14 protein-coding genes are annotated in these 16,934 nt (G+C 59.6%); 10 read left to right on the top strand and 4 right to left on the bottom strand.

Features of this window, described 5'->3' with window-relative positions; translation table 11 throughout:
- Nucleotides 1-81: 81 nt before the first annotated feature.
- From iolD to MHZ89_RS17350, 4 genes are all read left to right on the top strand, one after another.
- A complete protein-coding gene (iolD, locus tag MHZ89_RS17365; RefSeq protein WP_311784047.1) occupies nucleotides 82-2,022 on the top strand; it encodes a 3D-(3,5/4)-trihydroxycyclohexane-1,2-dione acylhydrolase (decyclizing) in 1,941 nt (646 codons plus the stop codon).
- 56 nt (nucleotides 2,023-2,078) lie between these two features.
- Nucleotides 2,079-3,095: a Gfo/Idh/MocA family oxidoreductase gene (locus tag MHZ89_RS17360; RefSeq protein WP_311784046.1), complete on the top strand. Its 1,017-nt coding sequence runs from the start codon at nucleotides 2,079-2,081 to the stop codon at nucleotides 3,093-3,095.
- A 57-nt stretch (nucleotides 3,096-3,152) separates the two neighbouring features.
- Entirely contained in the window at nucleotides 3,153-4,049 is an 897-nt protein-coding gene (gene iolE, locus MHZ89_RS17355) for a myo-inosose-2 dehydratase (RefSeq protein WP_311784045.1), read from the top strand.
- A 229-nt stretch (nucleotides 4,050-4,278) separates the two neighbouring features.
- A complete protein-coding gene (locus tag MHZ89_RS17350) occupies nucleotides 4,279-5,118 on the top strand; it encodes a MurR/RpiR family transcriptional regulator (protein ID WP_311784044.1) in 840 nt (279 codons plus the stop codon).
- A gap of 68 nt (nucleotides 5,119-5,186) precedes the next feature.
- On the opposite strand, the gene iolB is transcribed toward MHZ89_RS17350, so the two are convergent.
- Nucleotides 5,187-5,999 carry a 5-deoxy-glucuronate isomerase gene (gene iolB / locus MHZ89_RS17345; protein ID WP_120457165.1) on the bottom strand — a complete coding sequence of 271 codons (813 nt, stop codon included), beginning with the start codon at nucleotides 5,997-5,999 and terminating at the stop codon, nucleotides 5,187-5,189.
- An 85-nt stretch (nucleotides 6,000-6,084) separates the two neighbouring features.
- The gene (locus MHZ89_RS17340) at nucleotides 6,085-7,590 is read right to left on the bottom strand and encodes a CoA-acylating methylmalonate-semialdehyde dehydrogenase (RefSeq protein ID WP_311784043.1); all 1,506 of its coding nucleotides are present in this window, start codon (nucleotides 7,588-7,590) and stop codon (nucleotides 6,085-6,087) included.
- Nucleotides 7,591-7,993: 403 nt separating this feature from the next.
- Between MHZ89_RS17340 and MHZ89_RS17335 the strand changes: the two genes are divergently transcribed.
- Nucleotides 7,994-8,809, top strand: coding sequence for a TIM barrel protein (locus tag MHZ89_RS17335; RefSeq protein WP_311784042.1), 816 nt, complete (start codon nucleotides 7,994-7,996; stop codon nucleotides 8,807-8,809).
- A gap of 88 nt (nucleotides 8,810-8,897) precedes the next feature.
- On the opposite strand, the gene MHZ89_RS17330 is transcribed toward MHZ89_RS17335, so the two are convergent.
- Nucleotides 8,898-10,115 (bottom strand): MFS transporter, encoded by a 1,218-nt coding sequence (locus MHZ89_RS17330; protein WP_311784041.1) that lies wholly within the window; start codon nucleotides 10,113-10,115, stop codon nucleotides 8,898-8,900.
- 228 nt (nucleotides 10,116-10,343) lie between these two features.
- Between MHZ89_RS17330 and MHZ89_RS17325 the strand changes: the two genes are divergently transcribed.
- The 4 genes from MHZ89_RS17325 to MHZ89_RS17310 all read left to right on the top strand — a co-directional run bounded on the left by MHZ89_RS17325 (nucleotide 10,344) and on the right by MHZ89_RS17310 (nucleotide 14,794).
- On the top strand, nucleotides 10,344-11,057 hold the full coding sequence (locus tag MHZ89_RS17325) for an ABC transporter ATP-binding protein (protein ID WP_311784040.1): 714 nt from the start codon (nucleotides 10,344-10,346) through the stop codon (nucleotides 11,055-11,057).
- Complete coding sequence (locus MHZ89_RS17320) at nucleotides 11,035-12,006, top strand: ABC transporter substrate-binding protein (RefSeq protein WP_311784039.1); 972 nt, start codon at nucleotides 11,035-11,037, stop codon at nucleotides 12,004-12,006. The genes MHZ89_RS17325 and MHZ89_RS17320 overlap by 23 nt, the downstream gene beginning before the upstream one ends.
- Nucleotide 12,007: 1 nt before the next feature.
- The gene (locus MHZ89_RS17315; RefSeq protein ID WP_311784038.1) at nucleotides 12,008-13,660 is read left to right on the top strand and encodes an ABC transporter permease subunit; all 1,653 of its coding nucleotides are present in this window, start codon (nucleotides 12,008-12,010) and stop codon (nucleotides 13,658-13,660) included.
- An 87-nt stretch (nucleotides 13,661-13,747) separates the two neighbouring features.
- On the top strand, nucleotides 13,748-14,794 hold the full coding sequence (locus MHZ89_RS17310) for an AI-2E family transporter (protein WP_311784037.1): 1,047 nt from the start codon (nucleotides 13,748-13,750) through the stop codon (nucleotides 14,792-14,794).
- On the opposite strand, the gene MHZ89_RS17305 is transcribed toward MHZ89_RS17310, so the two are convergent.
- On the bottom strand, nucleotides 14,791-15,474 hold the full coding sequence (locus tag MHZ89_RS17305; protein ID WP_311784036.1) for a FadR/GntR family transcriptional regulator: 684 nt from the start codon (nucleotides 15,472-15,474) through the stop codon (nucleotides 14,791-14,793). The genes MHZ89_RS17310 and MHZ89_RS17305 overlap by 4 nt on opposite strands.
- Nucleotides 15,475-15,641: 167 nt before the next feature.
- Here MHZ89_RS17305 and uxuA point away from each other — a divergent pair, with 167 nt between their 5' ends.
- A complete protein-coding gene (uxuA, locus tag MHZ89_RS17300; protein WP_311784035.1) occupies nucleotides 15,642-16,829 on the top strand; it encodes a mannonate dehydratase in 1,188 nt (395 codons plus the stop codon).
- Nucleotides 16,830-16,934: the final 105 nt, after the last annotated feature.

Genomic DNA, 16,934 nt, shown 5'->3' with positions numbered 1-16,934 from the left:
AGTTCAGTTACCTGCGGTCGCCCTTCGCGAACGCCACGTCGCTAACCTGTCACCAGGTTGCAGCATGTAAAGGAAAAGTCTATGGCCACAATCAGAATGACCACCGCGCAGGCGCTGGTTAAGTTTCTTGATAATCAATACATTAATGTCGACGGCGTGGAAACGAAGTTTGTGAAAGGCCTCTTCGCCATTTTCGGTCACGGCAACGTGCTGGGCCTGGGGCAAGCGCTGGAACAGGACAGCGGCGATCTGATTGTGCATCAGGGCCGTAATGAGCAGGGAATGGCGCACGCCGCGATGGGCTTCGCCAAACAGTCTCTGCGCCGCCAGATTATCGCCTGCAGCTCATCGGTTGGCCCAGGCGCCGCCAATATGATCACCGCAGCGGCCACCGCCACTGCGAACCGCATTCCGCTGCTGCTGCTGCCGGGCGATGTCTTCGCCACGCGCCAGCCCGATCCGGTACTGCAGCAGATCGAACAAAGTTACGATCTCAGCATCAGCACTAACGACGCCTTCCGCGCCGTAAGCAAATACTGGGATCGCGTCAGCCGTCCTGAACAGCTGATGACCGCCTGCATTAACGCCATGCGCGTGCTGACCGACCCCGCCGAAACCGGCGCGGTGACGATCGCGCTGCCGCAGGACGTGCAGGGCGAAGCCTGGGACTTCCCGGACTACTTCTTCCAGAAGCGCGTGCACCGTCTCGATCGCCGTCTGCCGACCGCCGCGCAGCTTGATGACGCGCTGGCGCTGATCGTACGCAAACGCAAGCCGATGATCGTGCTGGGCGGCGGCGTGAAATATTCTGAAGCGGGCGAGGCGCTGCGTCAGTTCGCTGAACGCTACCAGATTCCGTTCGCTGAAACTCAGGCGGGCAAAGGTACTATCGTCTCCGACCATCCTCTTAACGTCGGCGGCGTTGGTGAAACCGGCTGTCTGGCCGCCAACCTGCTGGCGAAAGAGGCGGATCTGGTGATTGGCGTGGGCACCCGCTACACCGACTTCACCACCGCATCGAAATGGATTTTCCAGAACCCGGATGTCAGCTTCCTTAACGTCAACGTCAGTAATTTCGACACCTACAAGCTCGACGGCGTGCAGCTGCTGGCCGACGCGCGTGAAGGGCTCGTCGCGCTGGAAGCGGGACTGGCGGATAAGAACTACAGCAACGACTGGGGCAGCCAGATCGAGCAGGCGCAGAGCAAACTGCTGAAAGAGACGCAGCGCGTCTATCAGGTGGAATATACCGGCGAAGGCTTTATTCCGGAGATTGCCGATCATATCGATCGCGACGCGGTATTCGCCGAATTTAATCGTCTTACCCAGTCGGTGCTCACCCAGAGCCGCGTGCTCGGCACGCTAAATGAGCAACTCCCAAAGGATGCAGTGATTGTGGCGGCAGCGGGCAGTCTGCCGGGCGATCTGCAGCGCGTCTGGCGCACCCGCGACTACAACTCGTATCACGTTGAGTACGGCTACTCCTGCATGGGCTATGAAGTGAATGCCGCGCTGGGCGCGAAGCTGGCACAGCCGCATCGCGAGGTCTACGCGCTGCTGGGCGACGGCTCTTTTATGATGCTGCACTCCGAGCTGGTCACCTCGATTCAGGAGCGCGCCAAGATCAATGTGGTGCTGTTCGACAACATGACCAACGGCTGCATTAACAACCTGCAGATGGAACACGGTATGGACAGCTTCACCACCGAATTCCGCTTCCGCAATCCAGAAGGCGGCAAGCTGGACGGCGGCTTCGTGCCGGTGGACTTCGCCGCCATCGCGGCGGGCTACGGCTGTAAAACCTATCGCGTTACCACGCTGGATCAGCTTACCGCGGCGCTGGAAGATGCGCGTAAGCAGACGGTTTCCACACTTATCGACATCAAGGTGCTGCCGAAGACCATGGTGCATAAATACTTCAGCTGGTGGCACGTCGGCGTGGCGCAGGCCTCTGAATCTGAACGCGTGCAGGCGGTAGCAGAAAAACTTAACGCCCATCTTGAGCAGGCGCGTAAATACTAATTTCCGGCCGGGAAACCGGCCTTTTATTCCTCACTATAAACCCTACAGGTGTAATTATGACTTTGAAACTAGGCGTTATCGGTGCTGGCGCAATCGGCCAGGAACACATTCGTCGCTGCAACAATGTCCTGCAGGGGGCAAAAGTTGTGGCGGTGTCGGATATTAACGTCGACGGCGCGCGCGCCGCGTTGCAGCGACTGAATATTGAAGCGGAAGTCTACGCAGACGGCCATCAGGTCATTCAGTCGCCGGAAGTGGATGCGATTCTGGTGACCTCCTGGGACCCGACGCATGAAGAATTTACGCTGGCGGCTATCGCCGCAGGCAAGCCGGTGTTCTGCGAAAAGCCGCTGGCGATGAGCGCGGAAGGCTGTCGCCGCGTAGTAGATGCGGAGATTAAACACGGCAAGCGCCTGGTGCAGGTCGGCTTTATGCGCCCTTACGATGCGGGCTACCGCGCGCTGAAAAAAGTGATTACCGAAGGCGGCATTGGCGAACCGCTGATGCTGCACTGCGCGCACCGCAACCCGGCTGTGCCGGAGAGCTACACCACTGATATGGCGATCACTAATACGCTGATCCACGAGCTGGACGTGCTGCGCTGGCTGACCAATGACGACTATAAAAGCGTACAGGTGGTCTTCCCGCGCGTAACCTCAAAATCCCATGCTCGCCTGAAAGATCCGCAGATCGTGCTGTTTGAAACCCAGAAAGGGGTACGCATTGACGTCGAGATCTTCGTTAACTGCGCCTACGGTTACGATATCCAGTGCGAAGTCGTCGGTGAAACCGGCATCGCCAGACTGCCAGAACCTGCCTCAGTGCAGCTGCGCAGCGAAGCCAAACTCTCCACCACTATCCTGACCGACTGGAAGGATCGCTTTATCGAGGCGTATGACGTCGAACTGCAGGCCTTTATTAACGACGTGAAAGCGGGCCAGCTTACCGGCCCTTCCGCCTGGGACGGCTTTGCCGCCTCGGTGGCCGCCGACGCCTGCCTGAAGGCGCAGCAGAGCGGCGCTATCGAGCCGGTCGAAATGCCGCCACGTCCGGCTTTCTACGACAAGAAATAAGCGTTTTCCTCTCCTTGCGGGCGGCTGCGGCCGCCCCGACCTGTCAGGACTAAACAGATGAACAAAGAGAACGTAAAACTGGCTATCGCGCCGATTGGCTGGACCAACGACGACATGCCGGAACTGGGGAAAGAGAACACCTTTCAGCAGACCGTAAGCGAAATGGCGCTGGCGGGCTTTACCGGCAGCGAAGTCGGCAGCAAATATCCGCGCGAGCCGGCGGTGTTGAAGCCGATGCTCGATATTCGCGGCATTGAGATTTGCAACGCCTGGTTTAGCACCTTCTTCGCTAACGGCGACAAGGCGAAAACCATTGATGAATTCGTCAATCATATGAACTTCCTGCACGCGATGGGCGCGCGCGTGATTGGCTGCTCCGAGCAGAGCAAAAGCATCCAGGGCACCACGCTGCCGGTGCTGGAGCAGAAGCCGATTTTCACAGATGAAGAGTGGCGTCTGACGGCCGAAGGCTACAACGAACTGGCGGAAATCGCGGCGACGAAAGGGATGCGCGTCACGCTACACCATCATATGGGCACCGGCATTCAGACCGTAGAAGAGATCGACCGCTTTATGGCGCTGACCAATGACAATGTTGGGCTGCTCTACGATACCGGCCATATTTACTATTCCGAAGGCTCGCAGCAGGCGATGCTCGACGTGCTGCAAAAATATCTGCCGCGTATTTTCCATGTGCATCTGAAGGATGTGCGCGATGAGGTCGTCGCAGAGGTGCGCAAAAATCATCTTTGCTTCCTCGATGGCGTGAAGAAAGGCACCTTCACCGTACCGGGCGACGGCGTTATCGACTTCAGGCCAGTGTTTAAAATTCTGGATGATTACGGCTATAAAGGCTGGATGGTGGTAGAAGCGGAGCAGGATCCGGCACTGGCTAACCCGTTTGAATATGCGGTGAAAGCGCGCAAATATATTCGCGAAAACGCCGGGCTGTAAAAGCCTTTCCTGTGCGATCCTGCGCCGCCTCACGGGGCGCAGGATTTTTAAATCCGCTTTATCTCTGGGTTTTCACTGCCATTCCCACCCTATTCCCCGCATTATGTGAGGCAATTCATAAACCCATGAAATAAATCCCGCCCCGGGCGCAAACAAATGAAATTTTCCATTCATCTGGTACTATAGCGCTCATTATCCAGCCATATTTCTTTTTTAACGGGCCGAAGTAATGACCAATAACCCTACTCAACTCTCCCTGTTACAGGATGATATTCGTCGACGCTATGAAACGCTGAGCAAGCGACTGAAGCAGGTGGCTCGTTATATTCTTGATAACAGCAACAGCATCGCCTTTGATACCGTGGCTTCTATTGCCGCTCAGGCTGACGTACCGCCGTCAACGCTTATTCGCTTCGCTAACGCGTTCGGCTTCAGCGGCTTCAACGAAATGAAACAGGTTTTTCGTCAGCACCTGATGGAAGAGACGGTTAACTATACCGAGCGCGCGCGCCTGTTCCGTCAGACCGCTACCGACGACGCTGCGACTTCGCCGGAAAGCCCGGTAGAAATCCTCAACGTCTTTACCATGGTCAACAGCCAGGCGCTGCAACAGCTGGCGATGCAGACTAATCCCGACCAGCTTAACAAAGCGGTGCAGTTGCTGAATGACGCTGAGAATATCTATGTAATCGGCCTGCGCCGCTCGTTCAGCGTCGCTTCCTATCTGGTCTATGCGCTGCGCCATCTTGAGCGCCGCGCTTTCCTGATCGACGGCCTGGGCGGCATGTTCACCGAACAGCTCAGCCTGGTAAACCCGAAAGATGTCGTTATCGCCATCAGCTACTCCCCTTACGCGCGCGAAGCGGTAGAGCTGGTAGAGATGGGCGCGAAGCGCGGCGCGCATCAGATCGCTATTACCGACAGCCAGGTGAGTCCGCTGGCAGCGTTCAGCGACGTCTGTTTTGTGGTGCGTGAAGCGCAGGTGGACGGCTTCCGTTCACAGGTCGCTTCGCTCTGTCTGGCGCAGACGCTGGCGGTATCGCTGGCGTTAAATAATGCCAGCACCTGAGTACCGATTTTGACAATAAAAAAGGGCAACCCTGCGGTTGCCCTTTTCTTTTATGAACGCCGCTTCTGTTAGCCGCGCGGATAATTATCGCTGTTAACCCAGGCGTGATCTTTCTCCCAGGTAAATTTCCACAGCCGCACCGGCCCCGCCATCACGTTCAGATAGTAGTTGTTGTAACCTGCAATCGTCGCCACCGGATGGTAGCCACGCGGCACCGTCACAACGTCGCGGTTATAAGGTGCCATACAGGCATCCAGCGAGCGGTCGTCAGTGTAGACGCGCTGCATAGCGAACCCTTGCTCAGGATCGAAACGGTGATAGTAGGTCTCTTCCAGATAGGTTTCGTTTTCGCTCTCTTGATCGTGCTTATGGCTGGGGTAGGAGCTGGTATCGCCCTCGTCGGTATAGACCTCTACCACCAGCAGGCTGTCGGCTGGCTTATCGTCCGGCAGAATATTGTGCACCAGACGCTTATTGCGCCCTTTGCCGCGGTGTTCGACGCCGACGTCCGCTGGCGCGATCAGACGCGCCGGCAAATTACCCTGGCTGGGCGCGTTGCAGACCGCCAGCTCCAGATCGCTGTCAGCGACGATCTCCACTTCATCGTTATGCGGCACATAAACAGAATAAGGCGGAACGCGCTCAAACGGCGACATACGCTTGCCGATGCCAGGGAAGTCTGCGTGGCGCGTTTTTACCGAAGCGAGTCCCGCTACCAGCACCAGACAAAGCTCTTTGTCGCCGCTGCTCAGTCGCAGAGTGTCGCCCTTTTTCAGCAGGTAGGCGTCAAAGCCGACATAGCGCCAGCCCGCGCTTTCCGGCGTCACGTGCTGGATACGACCGCTGGCGTCCGGCTGCTGCGCTTTTGCAAGAAAAGACATTCCACTCTCCTTTTTAACGTGAAAACAATAAGCTACAGGCGCGTTGCCGCTGGCCTGTAGCTGTTATTATGACGTTGTGCGCTTATTAGCTCAGCGTCGGCATACTGAATTCCGATACCGTCTGCTGGCCGCTCGGCCAGCGCGCCGTAGCGGTCTTCATGCGGGTATAGAAACGCACGCCGTCCGGCCCGTGTACGTTAAGCGCGCCGAACACTGAACGCTTCCAGCCACCGAAGCTGTGGAACGCCATCGGTACCGGCACCGGTACGTTGACGCCGACCATGCCCGCTTCCACGTTCTGCACGAACTCGCGCGCCGTGTTGCCGTTGCTGGTGAAAATGGCGCTGCCGTTGCCGAACTCATGGCTGTTTACTAACTGCAACGCGCTGGCGTAGTCCGGTGCACGCATAATGCTCAGCACCGGCCCGAAAATCTCTTCGCGCCAGATAGTCATATCCGACGTCACGTTATCGAACAGCGTGCCGCCAACGTAGTAGCCTTCAGCGTGGCCCGGCACCTGGAAGTTGCGGCCGTCGACCACCAGCTTCGCTCCTTCCTGCTCGCCCTTGTCGATATAGCCCAGCACTTTTTTCTGATGCGCGGCAGAGACAACCGGCCCCATCTCATTCTCTTCTGCGCCCTGCTTGATGCCAGGCCCGACGCGCAGCGCTTTGATCAGCGGCGTCAGGCGAGCAATCAGCTTGTCGGCGGTATCGTCGCCGACCGCGACCACGACCGGCAGCGCCATGCAGCGTTCGCCAGCGGAGCCAAATGCGCCGCCCATAATGGCATTCACCGTCGCGTCGAGATCGGCGTCCGGCATGACGATAGCGTGGTTCTTCGCCGCGCCGAATGCCTGCACGCGTTTGCCGTGGGCGCTGGCGGTTTTATAGATGTGCTCGGCGACGCCGGAAGAGCCGACGAAGCTTACCGCCGCGATGCGCGGATCTTTATAGAGCTGCTCGGCGTCTTCGTTGGAAGAGTGCACCACGTTAAACACGCCGTCCGGCAGGCCTGCTTCTTTCAGCAGCTCCGCCATACGCACCGCTGCGGAAGGATCGAGCGCAGGCGGCTTAAGCACAAAGGTGTTACCGCAGGCCAGCGCGATCGGGAACATCCACAGCGGCACCATTGCCGGGAAGTTAAACGGGGTAATACCCGCAACCACTCCCACCGGCTGCATCAGCGAGTAGCTGTCAACGCCTGTGCCTACGTTTGCCGAGTATTCGCCCTTAATCAGATGCGGAATGCCGCAGGCGAACTCTACCACTTCAAGCCCGCGCGTCAGCTCGCCCTGCGCATCCGACCACACTTTGCCGTGTTCAGAGACAATCAGTTCAGCCAGCTCGTCGCGGTGCTGCTCCATCAGCGCTTTGAAGTTAAACAAAACGCGCGCGCGGCGCAGCGGTGAAGTTTTCGACCAGGCGGGGAAGGCGTCATGCGCCACTTTAATCGCTTCGGCGACTTCTGCGCCGGTACTCTGCGTTAACTCGCGCACCACTTTGCCGGTCGCCGGGTCATAAACAGGGATGGTTTCGTTGCTGGCGCTGTAGGTAATCTGACCGCCAATGAAGTTTCCTGTGATATTCATTTCATAGCCTCTTAAGATGTGTGAGTTCCCTGCAGAGTCTTAGCGTGACGCCACGCCGCCTGATCAGGCAAAACCGAAAGCATGCTAAGAAGCTATTACAGTGAAATAAATTTTTCAAATAAAAGTTTTTGGGAAATTCCCTTTTAGCGGCATAGATCGCATTTTCTCGACCGACGCCAAAAACCGCGTGGTGACAGGGCGTAGCGCGCTGATTAAACTCTCCTTAACAGCCAGTTTTTCATCATCAATGCAGCGCTAAACAGGCGCAGCAACGGCGGAAAATGAAATTATTGAGAGGCAGATCTCAACCTTTAAATTTCATAATTCACTATTCATGAAATAAATGTTTTCTTTGGCCCCAGCCTATTTATCTTTCCTCTTGCAACACTACAGGAGCTGCAGCATGGCCATCGACCCCACCCGTTTCTGTATTAACCGTAAAATTGCGCCAACCCTTTCTCTGGAGGCGTTTTTCCAGCTGGTTCAACGCCTGGGCCTGAATAAAGTAGAACTGCGTAACGACATGCCGAGCGGCAAGGTGTGCGACGATCTGACTTATGAGCAGACGCGCGCCCTGTTAACGAAGTACAACATCGAAGTGATTACCATTAACGCGATTTATCCCTTTAACCGCGTGGATGAGGCGCTGCTGGCGAAAACCGACGTGCTGCTGCAGGACGCGCAGGCGATCGGCGCGAAGGCGCTGGTCATGTGCCCGCTAAACGAAGGCGTCAACATTGCGCCGGACGACACGCTGGCGGCGCTTCGCACGCTTGCGCCGCGTTTTGCGCAACATGGCGTCCAGGGACTGGTGGAGCCGCTGGGCTTCCCGGTCAGCTCTCTGCGCTCGGCGGTGCAGGCGCAGCAGCTTATCCGCGACGCCCAGGTGCCCTTTAAGCTGGTCATCGACACCTTCCACCATCATCTGTATGAGAAAGCCGAACAGGAGTTTCCGGCGGAGATCGATGTCAACATGATTGGCCTGGTGCATCTCTCCGGCGTGGAAGATACGCGCCCCACCGCAGAACTGACCGACGAAGAGCGCATTATGCTGAGCGACCGCGACGTGCTGAACAGCGTGGCGCAGGTGAAACGACTGGAGATGCTTGGCTACAAGGGCATCTACGCCTTCGAGCCGTTCTCGTCTGAACTGAACAGCTGGACGCCTGCTGAAATTGAGCGCCAGATTCGCCACAGCATCGACCTGCTGCAGGCCTGAATGTCACGCGGCGGGCCATTACCCGCCGCGTCGCCCTACCCTTATCTGTGTCTCGGACACGTTTTGGCCTCGGTCGGAGGCCGTTTTTTTAATTCTCTTTCGCTTCTGCCGATCTCTCCGGCAACCGTTTTGTCAGCCGCAGCGTGCAGAACAGCCCCAGACAGACCAGCAGCGCCGTCAGCAGATAGACCAGCGGCACCCCGGCGAAACTCATGATAAATCCCGCTACCGGCCCGGTAATCCCGAGCGCTAAATCCATAAAGGCGGTATAGGTCGCCAGCGCGCTGCCCTGATTTGCCTGCGGCACCGCTTTCACCGCGACCACGCCGAGCGCCGGGAAGACCAGCGAGAAACCGGCTCCGGTCAGTAGCGCGCCGGTTTTCGCCATCCAGGGATCGAATGCGCCCGCCACCAGAAACAGACCGACCGCCTCCACCGCCAGACAGGCGCTGGCGACGCGCAGCCCGCCGAGGCGGTTGATCGCGTTGGGGAACAGCAGACGCGTGCCGACAAAGGCCGCGCTAAACAGCGTCAGCGCGAAAGCCGCGCCGTCCCACCCTTTCGCCTGATAAAACAGGGTAATAAAGGTGGCGATCACGCCAAATCCCGCCGATCCCATCGCCAGAATCAGACCAAAGCCGTAAATCTTGCCGAGCACGTCGCGGAACGGCAGCGGACGCGCGCGGCTGCCCTTCACCGCCGGGCGCGGCAGCGCCAGCGCTATCGCCAGCGCACAGATAGCGATAATCACCACGGAGAGCAGCAGCAGGCCGCCTTGACGATAGATGATGACGCCAAGCGGCGCGCCCAGCGCCATCGCGCCGTAGGTGCAGATGCCGTTCCATGAGATAACGCGGCCGATATGCAGCGAGCCGACGCGCGCGACGCCCCAGAGCGAGGTGCCGGTACCGGTAAAGCTCTGTCCGACGCCGAGAATAACGCGCCCGATGCAAAGCAGCGCCAGGCTGGCGATCGGCGCTACCGCAAGCCAGGTCGCCAGCAGGTAGCAGAGCCCGCTGAGCAGCACCCCCGCCAGCCCCAGCACCACCACGCGCTTAGGCCCCCAGATATCGGCGTAGCGCCCGGCATGGGGGCGGCTCAGCAGCGTCGCCAGGTACTGCAGGCTGATCACCACCCCCGCCCAGAAGGCGCTGTAGCCGAGCTGGTCATGCACCAAACCTGGCAGCACCGCCAGCTGCAGGCCGATGGTGAGATAGCTGGCGAAGTTGTAGATCACGATCGAGATAATCAGAAGGGTTAATCCGACGCCCTTATGAGCAGGTTCCGCTGCGGGTTGATCTGGCATGACAAAGTGCGCTCGTGGTTGACTGAGTTTTATCTACAGCTTGCCACCATCAGCGGAATATTTCGAGCCGCAGCCGCGCCAGGAGGGCGGTTTTAGTCATCGGGTCGTCATAATCACCGCCTACACTCGCGCAATAAGTCCCAAAGAGGATAACAATCTGATGACGCTCCTGAGTTTTCAGGCGCGCCTGAGCTTCGTCCAGCCCCCGCGCCCGCGCGGAGGTGGCCGATGACGCGCGCTTCCCTGCCTGTCTCTGTTAAAGCGGTCAGCTGGTCCATCAGTCGCCAGCCGGTCCTGCACAACCTGTCTTTTGAGATCGCTGCTGGCGAAACCCTGGCCCTGCTCGGCCCGTCCGGCTGCGGCAAAAGCACCCTGCTGAAACTGCTGGCTGGCCTGAATCAGCCCGAAAGCGGCGAAATCTGGATCGGCGATCGCTGCGTCGCCAGCGGCCGCCATTCGCTGCCGCCCGAAGCGCGCCAGCTCGGCATGGTGTTTCAGGATTACGCGCTCTGGCCGCATATGAGCGTCGGTGAGAACGTCGCCTTCCCGCTGCGCATGCGCGGCGTGGGGAAAAAGCCGCGCGAAGAGCAGGCCCGCGCCATGCTGGCGCGCGTCGGTCTTGAGGGTTTCACGGCGCGTAAGCCTGCCGCGCTCTCCGGCGGGCAGCAGCAGCGCGTGGCACTGGCGCGCGCGCTGGTGGCCGAACCGGCCATTCTGCTGTTTGACGAACCGCTTTCCAACCTCGACCGCGACCTGCGAGAAACGCTGGTGCACAGCATGAAGGCGCTGCTGCGCCAGTCCGGCACCACCGCCGTCTACGTAACCCATGACCGCGACGAGGCGGAGATTATTGCCGATCGCACCCTTCATCTGGCGCAGGGCCAGATTGTGTCCATTACCCAATCCTCAGGGGAACCCTATGTCTTTTCTCAAGCCCGTTAAAACAGGAGCGATGTTAACGATGCTGCTGACCTCTGTCGCAATGATGAGTGACGCCCATGCGCTGACGGTGTACACCGCTGGCCCCGGCTCGCTGGCGAAAAGCCTGGCAGCCGGATTCGAAAAACAGACCGGCATTAAGGTAAATATCTTTCAGGCCACGACCGGCAAGGTTATGGCGCGGCTGGAGGCCGAGCAGGCCAGCCCGCAGGCCGACGTATTGATTTCCGCCTCATGGGATATCGCCGAAGATCTGCAACAGCGCGGCTGGCTGCAGCCCTATCAAAGCCCCAACGCCGCAAAGGTGCCGGACGCCTTTAAAACCAACGACTACGTGGCGCAGGGCATCTCCGCGCTCGGCATTGTATGGAATACCAAAAGCGGCACGCCGGAGCCGAAAAACTGGCAGGACCTCACCGGCCCGGCGTTCAAAGATAAGGTCACCACGCCGGATCCGGCGCTCTCTGGCGCATCGCTCGATCTGCTGGCTGGTTTGCAAAACAGCGAAGGCGAAAAAGCCTGGACGCTGTTCCAGCAGCTGAAAGAGAACGGCATGGTGGTCAGCGGGCCAAACGCGCAGGCGGTCACGCCGGTGCTGCAGGGCGCGAAGGCGGCGGTATTCGGCGCGGTGGACTATGTCACCTACAACAATATCGCCCAGGGCGAAGCGGTGAAGGTGATCTTCCCGGAAAGCGGCACCGTGGTCGCGCCGCGTCCGATGATGATCCTGAAAAGCAGCCAGCACGCCGACGACGCGAAGAAATTCATCGACTATGTGCTTTCTGATGAAGGCCAGCAGCAGGTGGCGAACGCCTGGCTGATGCCCGCGCGTACCGATATCAAGGCGCAGCGCCCGCTGATTACCGAGATCCGGCTGCTACCGATGCCGCAGGAGAGCAACGCCGATCGCGCGTCGATTCTGAAGCGCTTCGCGACGCTGTTCGGACAGTAAGATGTCGCGCGTTCTGAACAGCCTGATCCTGCTGGCGCTCGGCGTGCTGGTGGCGCTGCCGCTGCTGTTTATTGTGCTGCAGGCGATATTTCCGCAGCTGGGCGCCGGAAGCTGGCAGGGCGCATTCAGCGCGCTGCCGCGCCTGTTTACCGACGACGCGCTGCTGCCGATGGGGTTCGGCACGCTGAAGGTGGGCCTGGGCGTAGCGCTGTGCAGCCTGATTATCGGGTTGCCGCTCGGCGCGCTGCGAGGCCTGTTTCGCCTGCCTGGTGGCGCACTGTGGGATCTGCTGTTTCTGGTGCCCTTTCTTACGCCGCCCTATATCGCGGCGCTGAACTGGACGCTGGCACTGCAGCGCAACGGCTATGTGCAGCAGCTTACCGGTCTCGATCTGGAGAGCCTGCTGTTCAGCGCCAGCGGCATCACGCTGGTGATGACGATCAATATCTTTCCGGTGGTCTATTTCGCCGTATCGCGCGCGCTGATGGCGAGCGGGCAGCGGCTGGCGCTGGTGGCACGCGTACACGGCGCGTCGGCATGGCGCGCCTTCTGGCACGTTACGCTGCCCCTGCTGCTGCCCGCGCTGGCGGGCAGCGCGCTGCTCGCCTTCACGCTGGCGATTGATGAATATGGCGTACCGGCGGCGCTTGGTGCCCGCGCTGGTATCACCCTGATGACGGTCGGCATTGAGCAGAAGCTGTCGGACTGGCCGATCGATTTACCCGGCGCGGCGCTGCTGTCGCTGCTGTTGAGTCTGGTCGCGCTGGCCGCCTGGTTCGCTCAGCGCCGTCTGACCGCCGCGCAGGATGTCGCCACTATTGGCGGCAAGCCCGCGGCCAGCGAAGCGGTCAGCGCAGGCGTCTGGACCTTGCCGATAGTGCTGCTGTTTGCGCTTACGGCGCTGGTTGCCGTCGCGCTGCCGCTCTGCTCGATGACGCTGAGCGGCCTGCTCGATACCCTGTCGGGCGGCCTCAGCGGTGCGAATCTGACGCTGCGCCATTTCGCCGCGCTCTTTTCGCAGCAGGGCGATGCGCTGAGCGCCTTTTCTACCAGCATCGGGCTGGCGTTTGGCGCGGCGCTGCTCACTGGCGCGCTGGGTTTTCTGGTGGCGTGGCGCGTGGCGGAAGGCAAAAGCCGCGCGCTGGCGCTGCTGGATGGTCTGGCGCTGCTGCCTGCGGCGATCCCTGGCGTGGTCATCGGCGTCGGTCTGATCCTGCTGTGGAACCGCAGCTTCTGGCCGGTCTCGCCCTATAACACGCCAGCAATCCTGCTGCTCTCCTACTGCTGTCTGCTGCTGCCCTGGCCGGTGCGCTACGTCAGCAGCGCGCTGCGTCAGCTTGCGCCGACGCTGGAGCCAGCGGCGCGCGTACACGGCGCCTCGCGCCTTCAGGCGCTGCGTCTGGTAGTCTTTCCGCTGGTGTCACCCAGCTTGCTGGCGGCGATGATGATGGTGTTCGCCGTCGCCTCGCGCGAGCTGGTGACCTCACTGCTGCTGGCACCTGCTGGCGTACAGACCGTCGCCCTGTTTATCTGGCGTCAGTTCGAACAAGGCTCGGTGGGACAAGGCATGGCGATGGCGACGTTGACGCTGGTCGCCACGCTGGCGCTGATGCTGGGCGCGACGGCGCTGCTGCAGCGCAGTAAAAAAGTCTGATTATCGTTACGCTTTCATAGCAGAATCAGGCGTTTAATTGCCGTTCAGCTACACTACTCTCTGCGGTCTGGCTTTTCTGGAGAGGGAATGAGCGAACAACAGCAGGAAAAAGTAGGACAAAGCATTCTGATTAAGCTGGCGATGCTGGTGATTATTCTCGCCGGGATCCGCGCCGCGTCCGAAATTATGGTGCCCTTTTTACTGGCCGCCTTTTTCGCCATCGTACTGAATCCTATCGTCACCTTTTTAATGCGGCGCGGCTGGCGGCGCGGGCTGGCGATCACGGTAGTGATTACGGTGATATTTATCGTTATTTTGCTGCTGGTGGCGGTGCTCGCCAGCTCGGTAAGCGAATTCTCCGATATCTATCCGCAGCTGCGCACCACTATGGAGAGGAAGATGAGCGTGGTGCAGCATCTGGCGGCGGGCATCGGCATTCACGTCTCAACCACGACGCTGGTGCAGCGCTTTGATCCCAATATGCTGATGTCGTTCGCCACCGTCGCGCTGACGCAGTTCTCCGGCATGATGAGCAACTTCGTACTGCTGATCCTGACGGTGGTGTTTATGCTGTTTGAAGTGCGTCACCTGCCCTACAAAATGCGCAATGCCCTGACCAATCCGCAGATCCGCATCGCCGGGCTGCACAGGGCGCTGAAAGGCGTAACCCACTATCTGGCGCTGAAGACGTTGATCAGCCTGATTACTGGCGTGTCGGTGTGGGGCAGCCTGTTTCTGCTCGATGTTAAGTTCGCGCTGCTGTGGGGCGTAGTCGCTTTTATTCTTAACTACATTCCCAATATCGGCCCGATTATCGCCGGCATTCCGCCCGTATTGCAGGCGCTGCTGCTTAACAGCCCCTACGACGCGATGCTGGTGGCGGCGCTGTTTATCGCCATTCATATGGTGTTCGGCAATATGCTGGAGCCACGCGTAATGGGGCGCGGCCTGGGGCTGTCAACGCTGGTGGTGTTCCTTTCGCTGATTTTCTGGGGCTGGCTGCTGGGGCCGGTCGGCATGCTGCTTTCCGTACCGCTAACCAGCATTACCAAAATCCTGATGGAAACGACCCCAGGCGGCAGCCGGCTGGCGATTATGCTCGGCGCGGGCCGCCCTAAACGCCATAAAATCTAACCCAGCAGCCGCTGCTGCACCTGCGCCAGATGGCTCTCCATCGCGGCGCGCGCGGCGGCGGCATCGCCCGCCTCTATCGCGGCGGCAATCTGCTGATGGTCGTGGTTCATCTCCTGGGTAAAGGCGTTGTCGGCAAAATGGCTCTCCAGCCGCCGGAAACGCGCGCTGTCGCGCTTGTTCCAGAGATACTCCATCAGGTCGCGCAGTACCTCGTTGCCGCTCATTTCGCTAATCAGCAGATGAAAGCGTTTATCCTGATCGAGAAACTCCGCGTCGTTGGCGTTGTAGCGCAGTAGCGTATCGGCCAGCGCGCGCAGCTGGTCGCGCTGCGCCGGGCTGCCGTTTCGCGCCGCCATCTCCGCCAGCATCCCTTCAAAAGCGAGACGCGCCTGTAACAGATCTTCCAGGCTGAAATCCGCCTCCGCCACGGAAGCAGTAGCCTGCGGCAGCGGCTGCATCACATAGACGCCATTGCCGGTGCGAATATCCACCCAGCCGGTCATTTCCAGCGCAATCAGCGCTTCACGCACCGAGGAACGGCTGACGCCCAGCTGCTTCGCCAGCTCGCGCTCCGGCGGCAGCGCCGCGCCTGGGGCGAACTCGCCGCGTTTGATACTTTCCATTATCGCGTTAGCGATCTGGCGATAAAGACGTTCCGTTTTCAGCACAGGCAGCGCCATATTTTTTCTCCTGTCAGCAGCGGTGCAGCGTAGCACAAGCCGTGTGCCCTTTCCGACAGACGCAATTCACTGCGCTGCGATCGCGATCACGGCCTTTCCCGGCAGGGTAGCATACTCTTGGCCCAGCGGCCTGACCACTGGGCCAAATTTGCGACTAAGGAGTAAAAATGGAACATACATGGCGCTGGTACGGCCCCAACGATCCGGTTTCGTTAGACGATGCGCGTCAGGCAGGCGCGACCGGTATCGTTACCGCTTTGCACCATATTCCGAACGGCGAAGTCTGGCCGGTTGATGAGATTAAAGCGCGTCAGGCGCTGCTGGCTGAAAAGAATCTGGTCTGGTCGGTGGTAGAGAGCATCCCGGTGCACGAGGCGATCAAGACGCAGCGCGGCGACTATCAGCGCTATATCGCCAACTACCAGCAGTCGATACGCAACCTGGCGGCCTGCGGCATCGAGACGGTCTGCTACAACTTTATGCCGGTGCTCGACTGGACGCGCACCGATCTCGCCTGGACGCTACCGGACGGCGCAAAAGCGCTGCGCTTTGACGCGGACGCTTTCGCCGCTTTCGAGCTGCATATTTTGCAGCGTCCCGGCGCAAAAGAGGATTATTCAGCGGCGGAACAAGAGACCGCTGCACGCTGCTTCACCGCCATGAGCGACGATGACAAAGCGTTGTTAACACGCAATATTATTGCTGGCCTGCCGGGCGCGGAAGAGGGCTATACGCTGGATCAGTTCCGCGCCCAGCTGGCGCAGTATGACGGCATCGACAAGGCGAAGCTGCGCGAACATATGGCGACGTTCCTGCGCGCTATCGTGCCGGTCGCCGAAGAGGTCGGCATCAAACTGGCAGTGCATCCGGACGATCCGCCGCGCCCTATTCTCGGCCTGCCGCGCATTATCTCCACCGAGGAGGATATGCAGTGGCTGAAGGAGACGGTGGACAGCCTGCATAACGGCTTCTGTTTCTGCACCGGCTCTTACGGCGTGCGCGCCGATAACAATCTGACGCAGATGGCGGAGCGGTTCGCAGACCGCATCAATTTCATCCACCTGCGCGCCACGCAGCGCGAAGCCAATCCCAACAGTTTCCATGAGGCGGCGCATCTGGCGGGCGATGTCGATATGGTTGGCGTGATCAGGGTGATTCTGGCGGAGGAGCAGCGCCGTCGGCGCGCGGGAGAGAAAGATGCCATTCCAATGCGTCCCGATCACGGCCATCAGATGCTCGACGATCTGCACAAGCGCACCAACCCAGGCTATTCGGCGATTGGCCGCCTGAAAGGGCTGGCGGAGCTGCGCGGCGTCGAGCTGGCGCTACGCCAGACGCTGTTCAACGATCGGTAATATCAGTGACAGCAGCAGGCATGGCCGAAGGGCCAGGACAGAAACGCAGAGCGCTGGCGTAATATGCGCACCTCAGGGATGAGATGCGCATCAACGTGTGCCAGA

The organism is Pantoea sp. ACRSB, from assembly GCF_022346905.1.
GTDB classification, from domain to species: domain Bacteria; phylum Pseudomonadota; class Gammaproteobacteria; order Enterobacterales; family Enterobacteriaceae; genus Pantoea; species Pantoea piersonii.
Note: the sequence above shows the minus strand (reverse complement) of the source record. Positions and strands in the feature narration are given on the sequence as shown.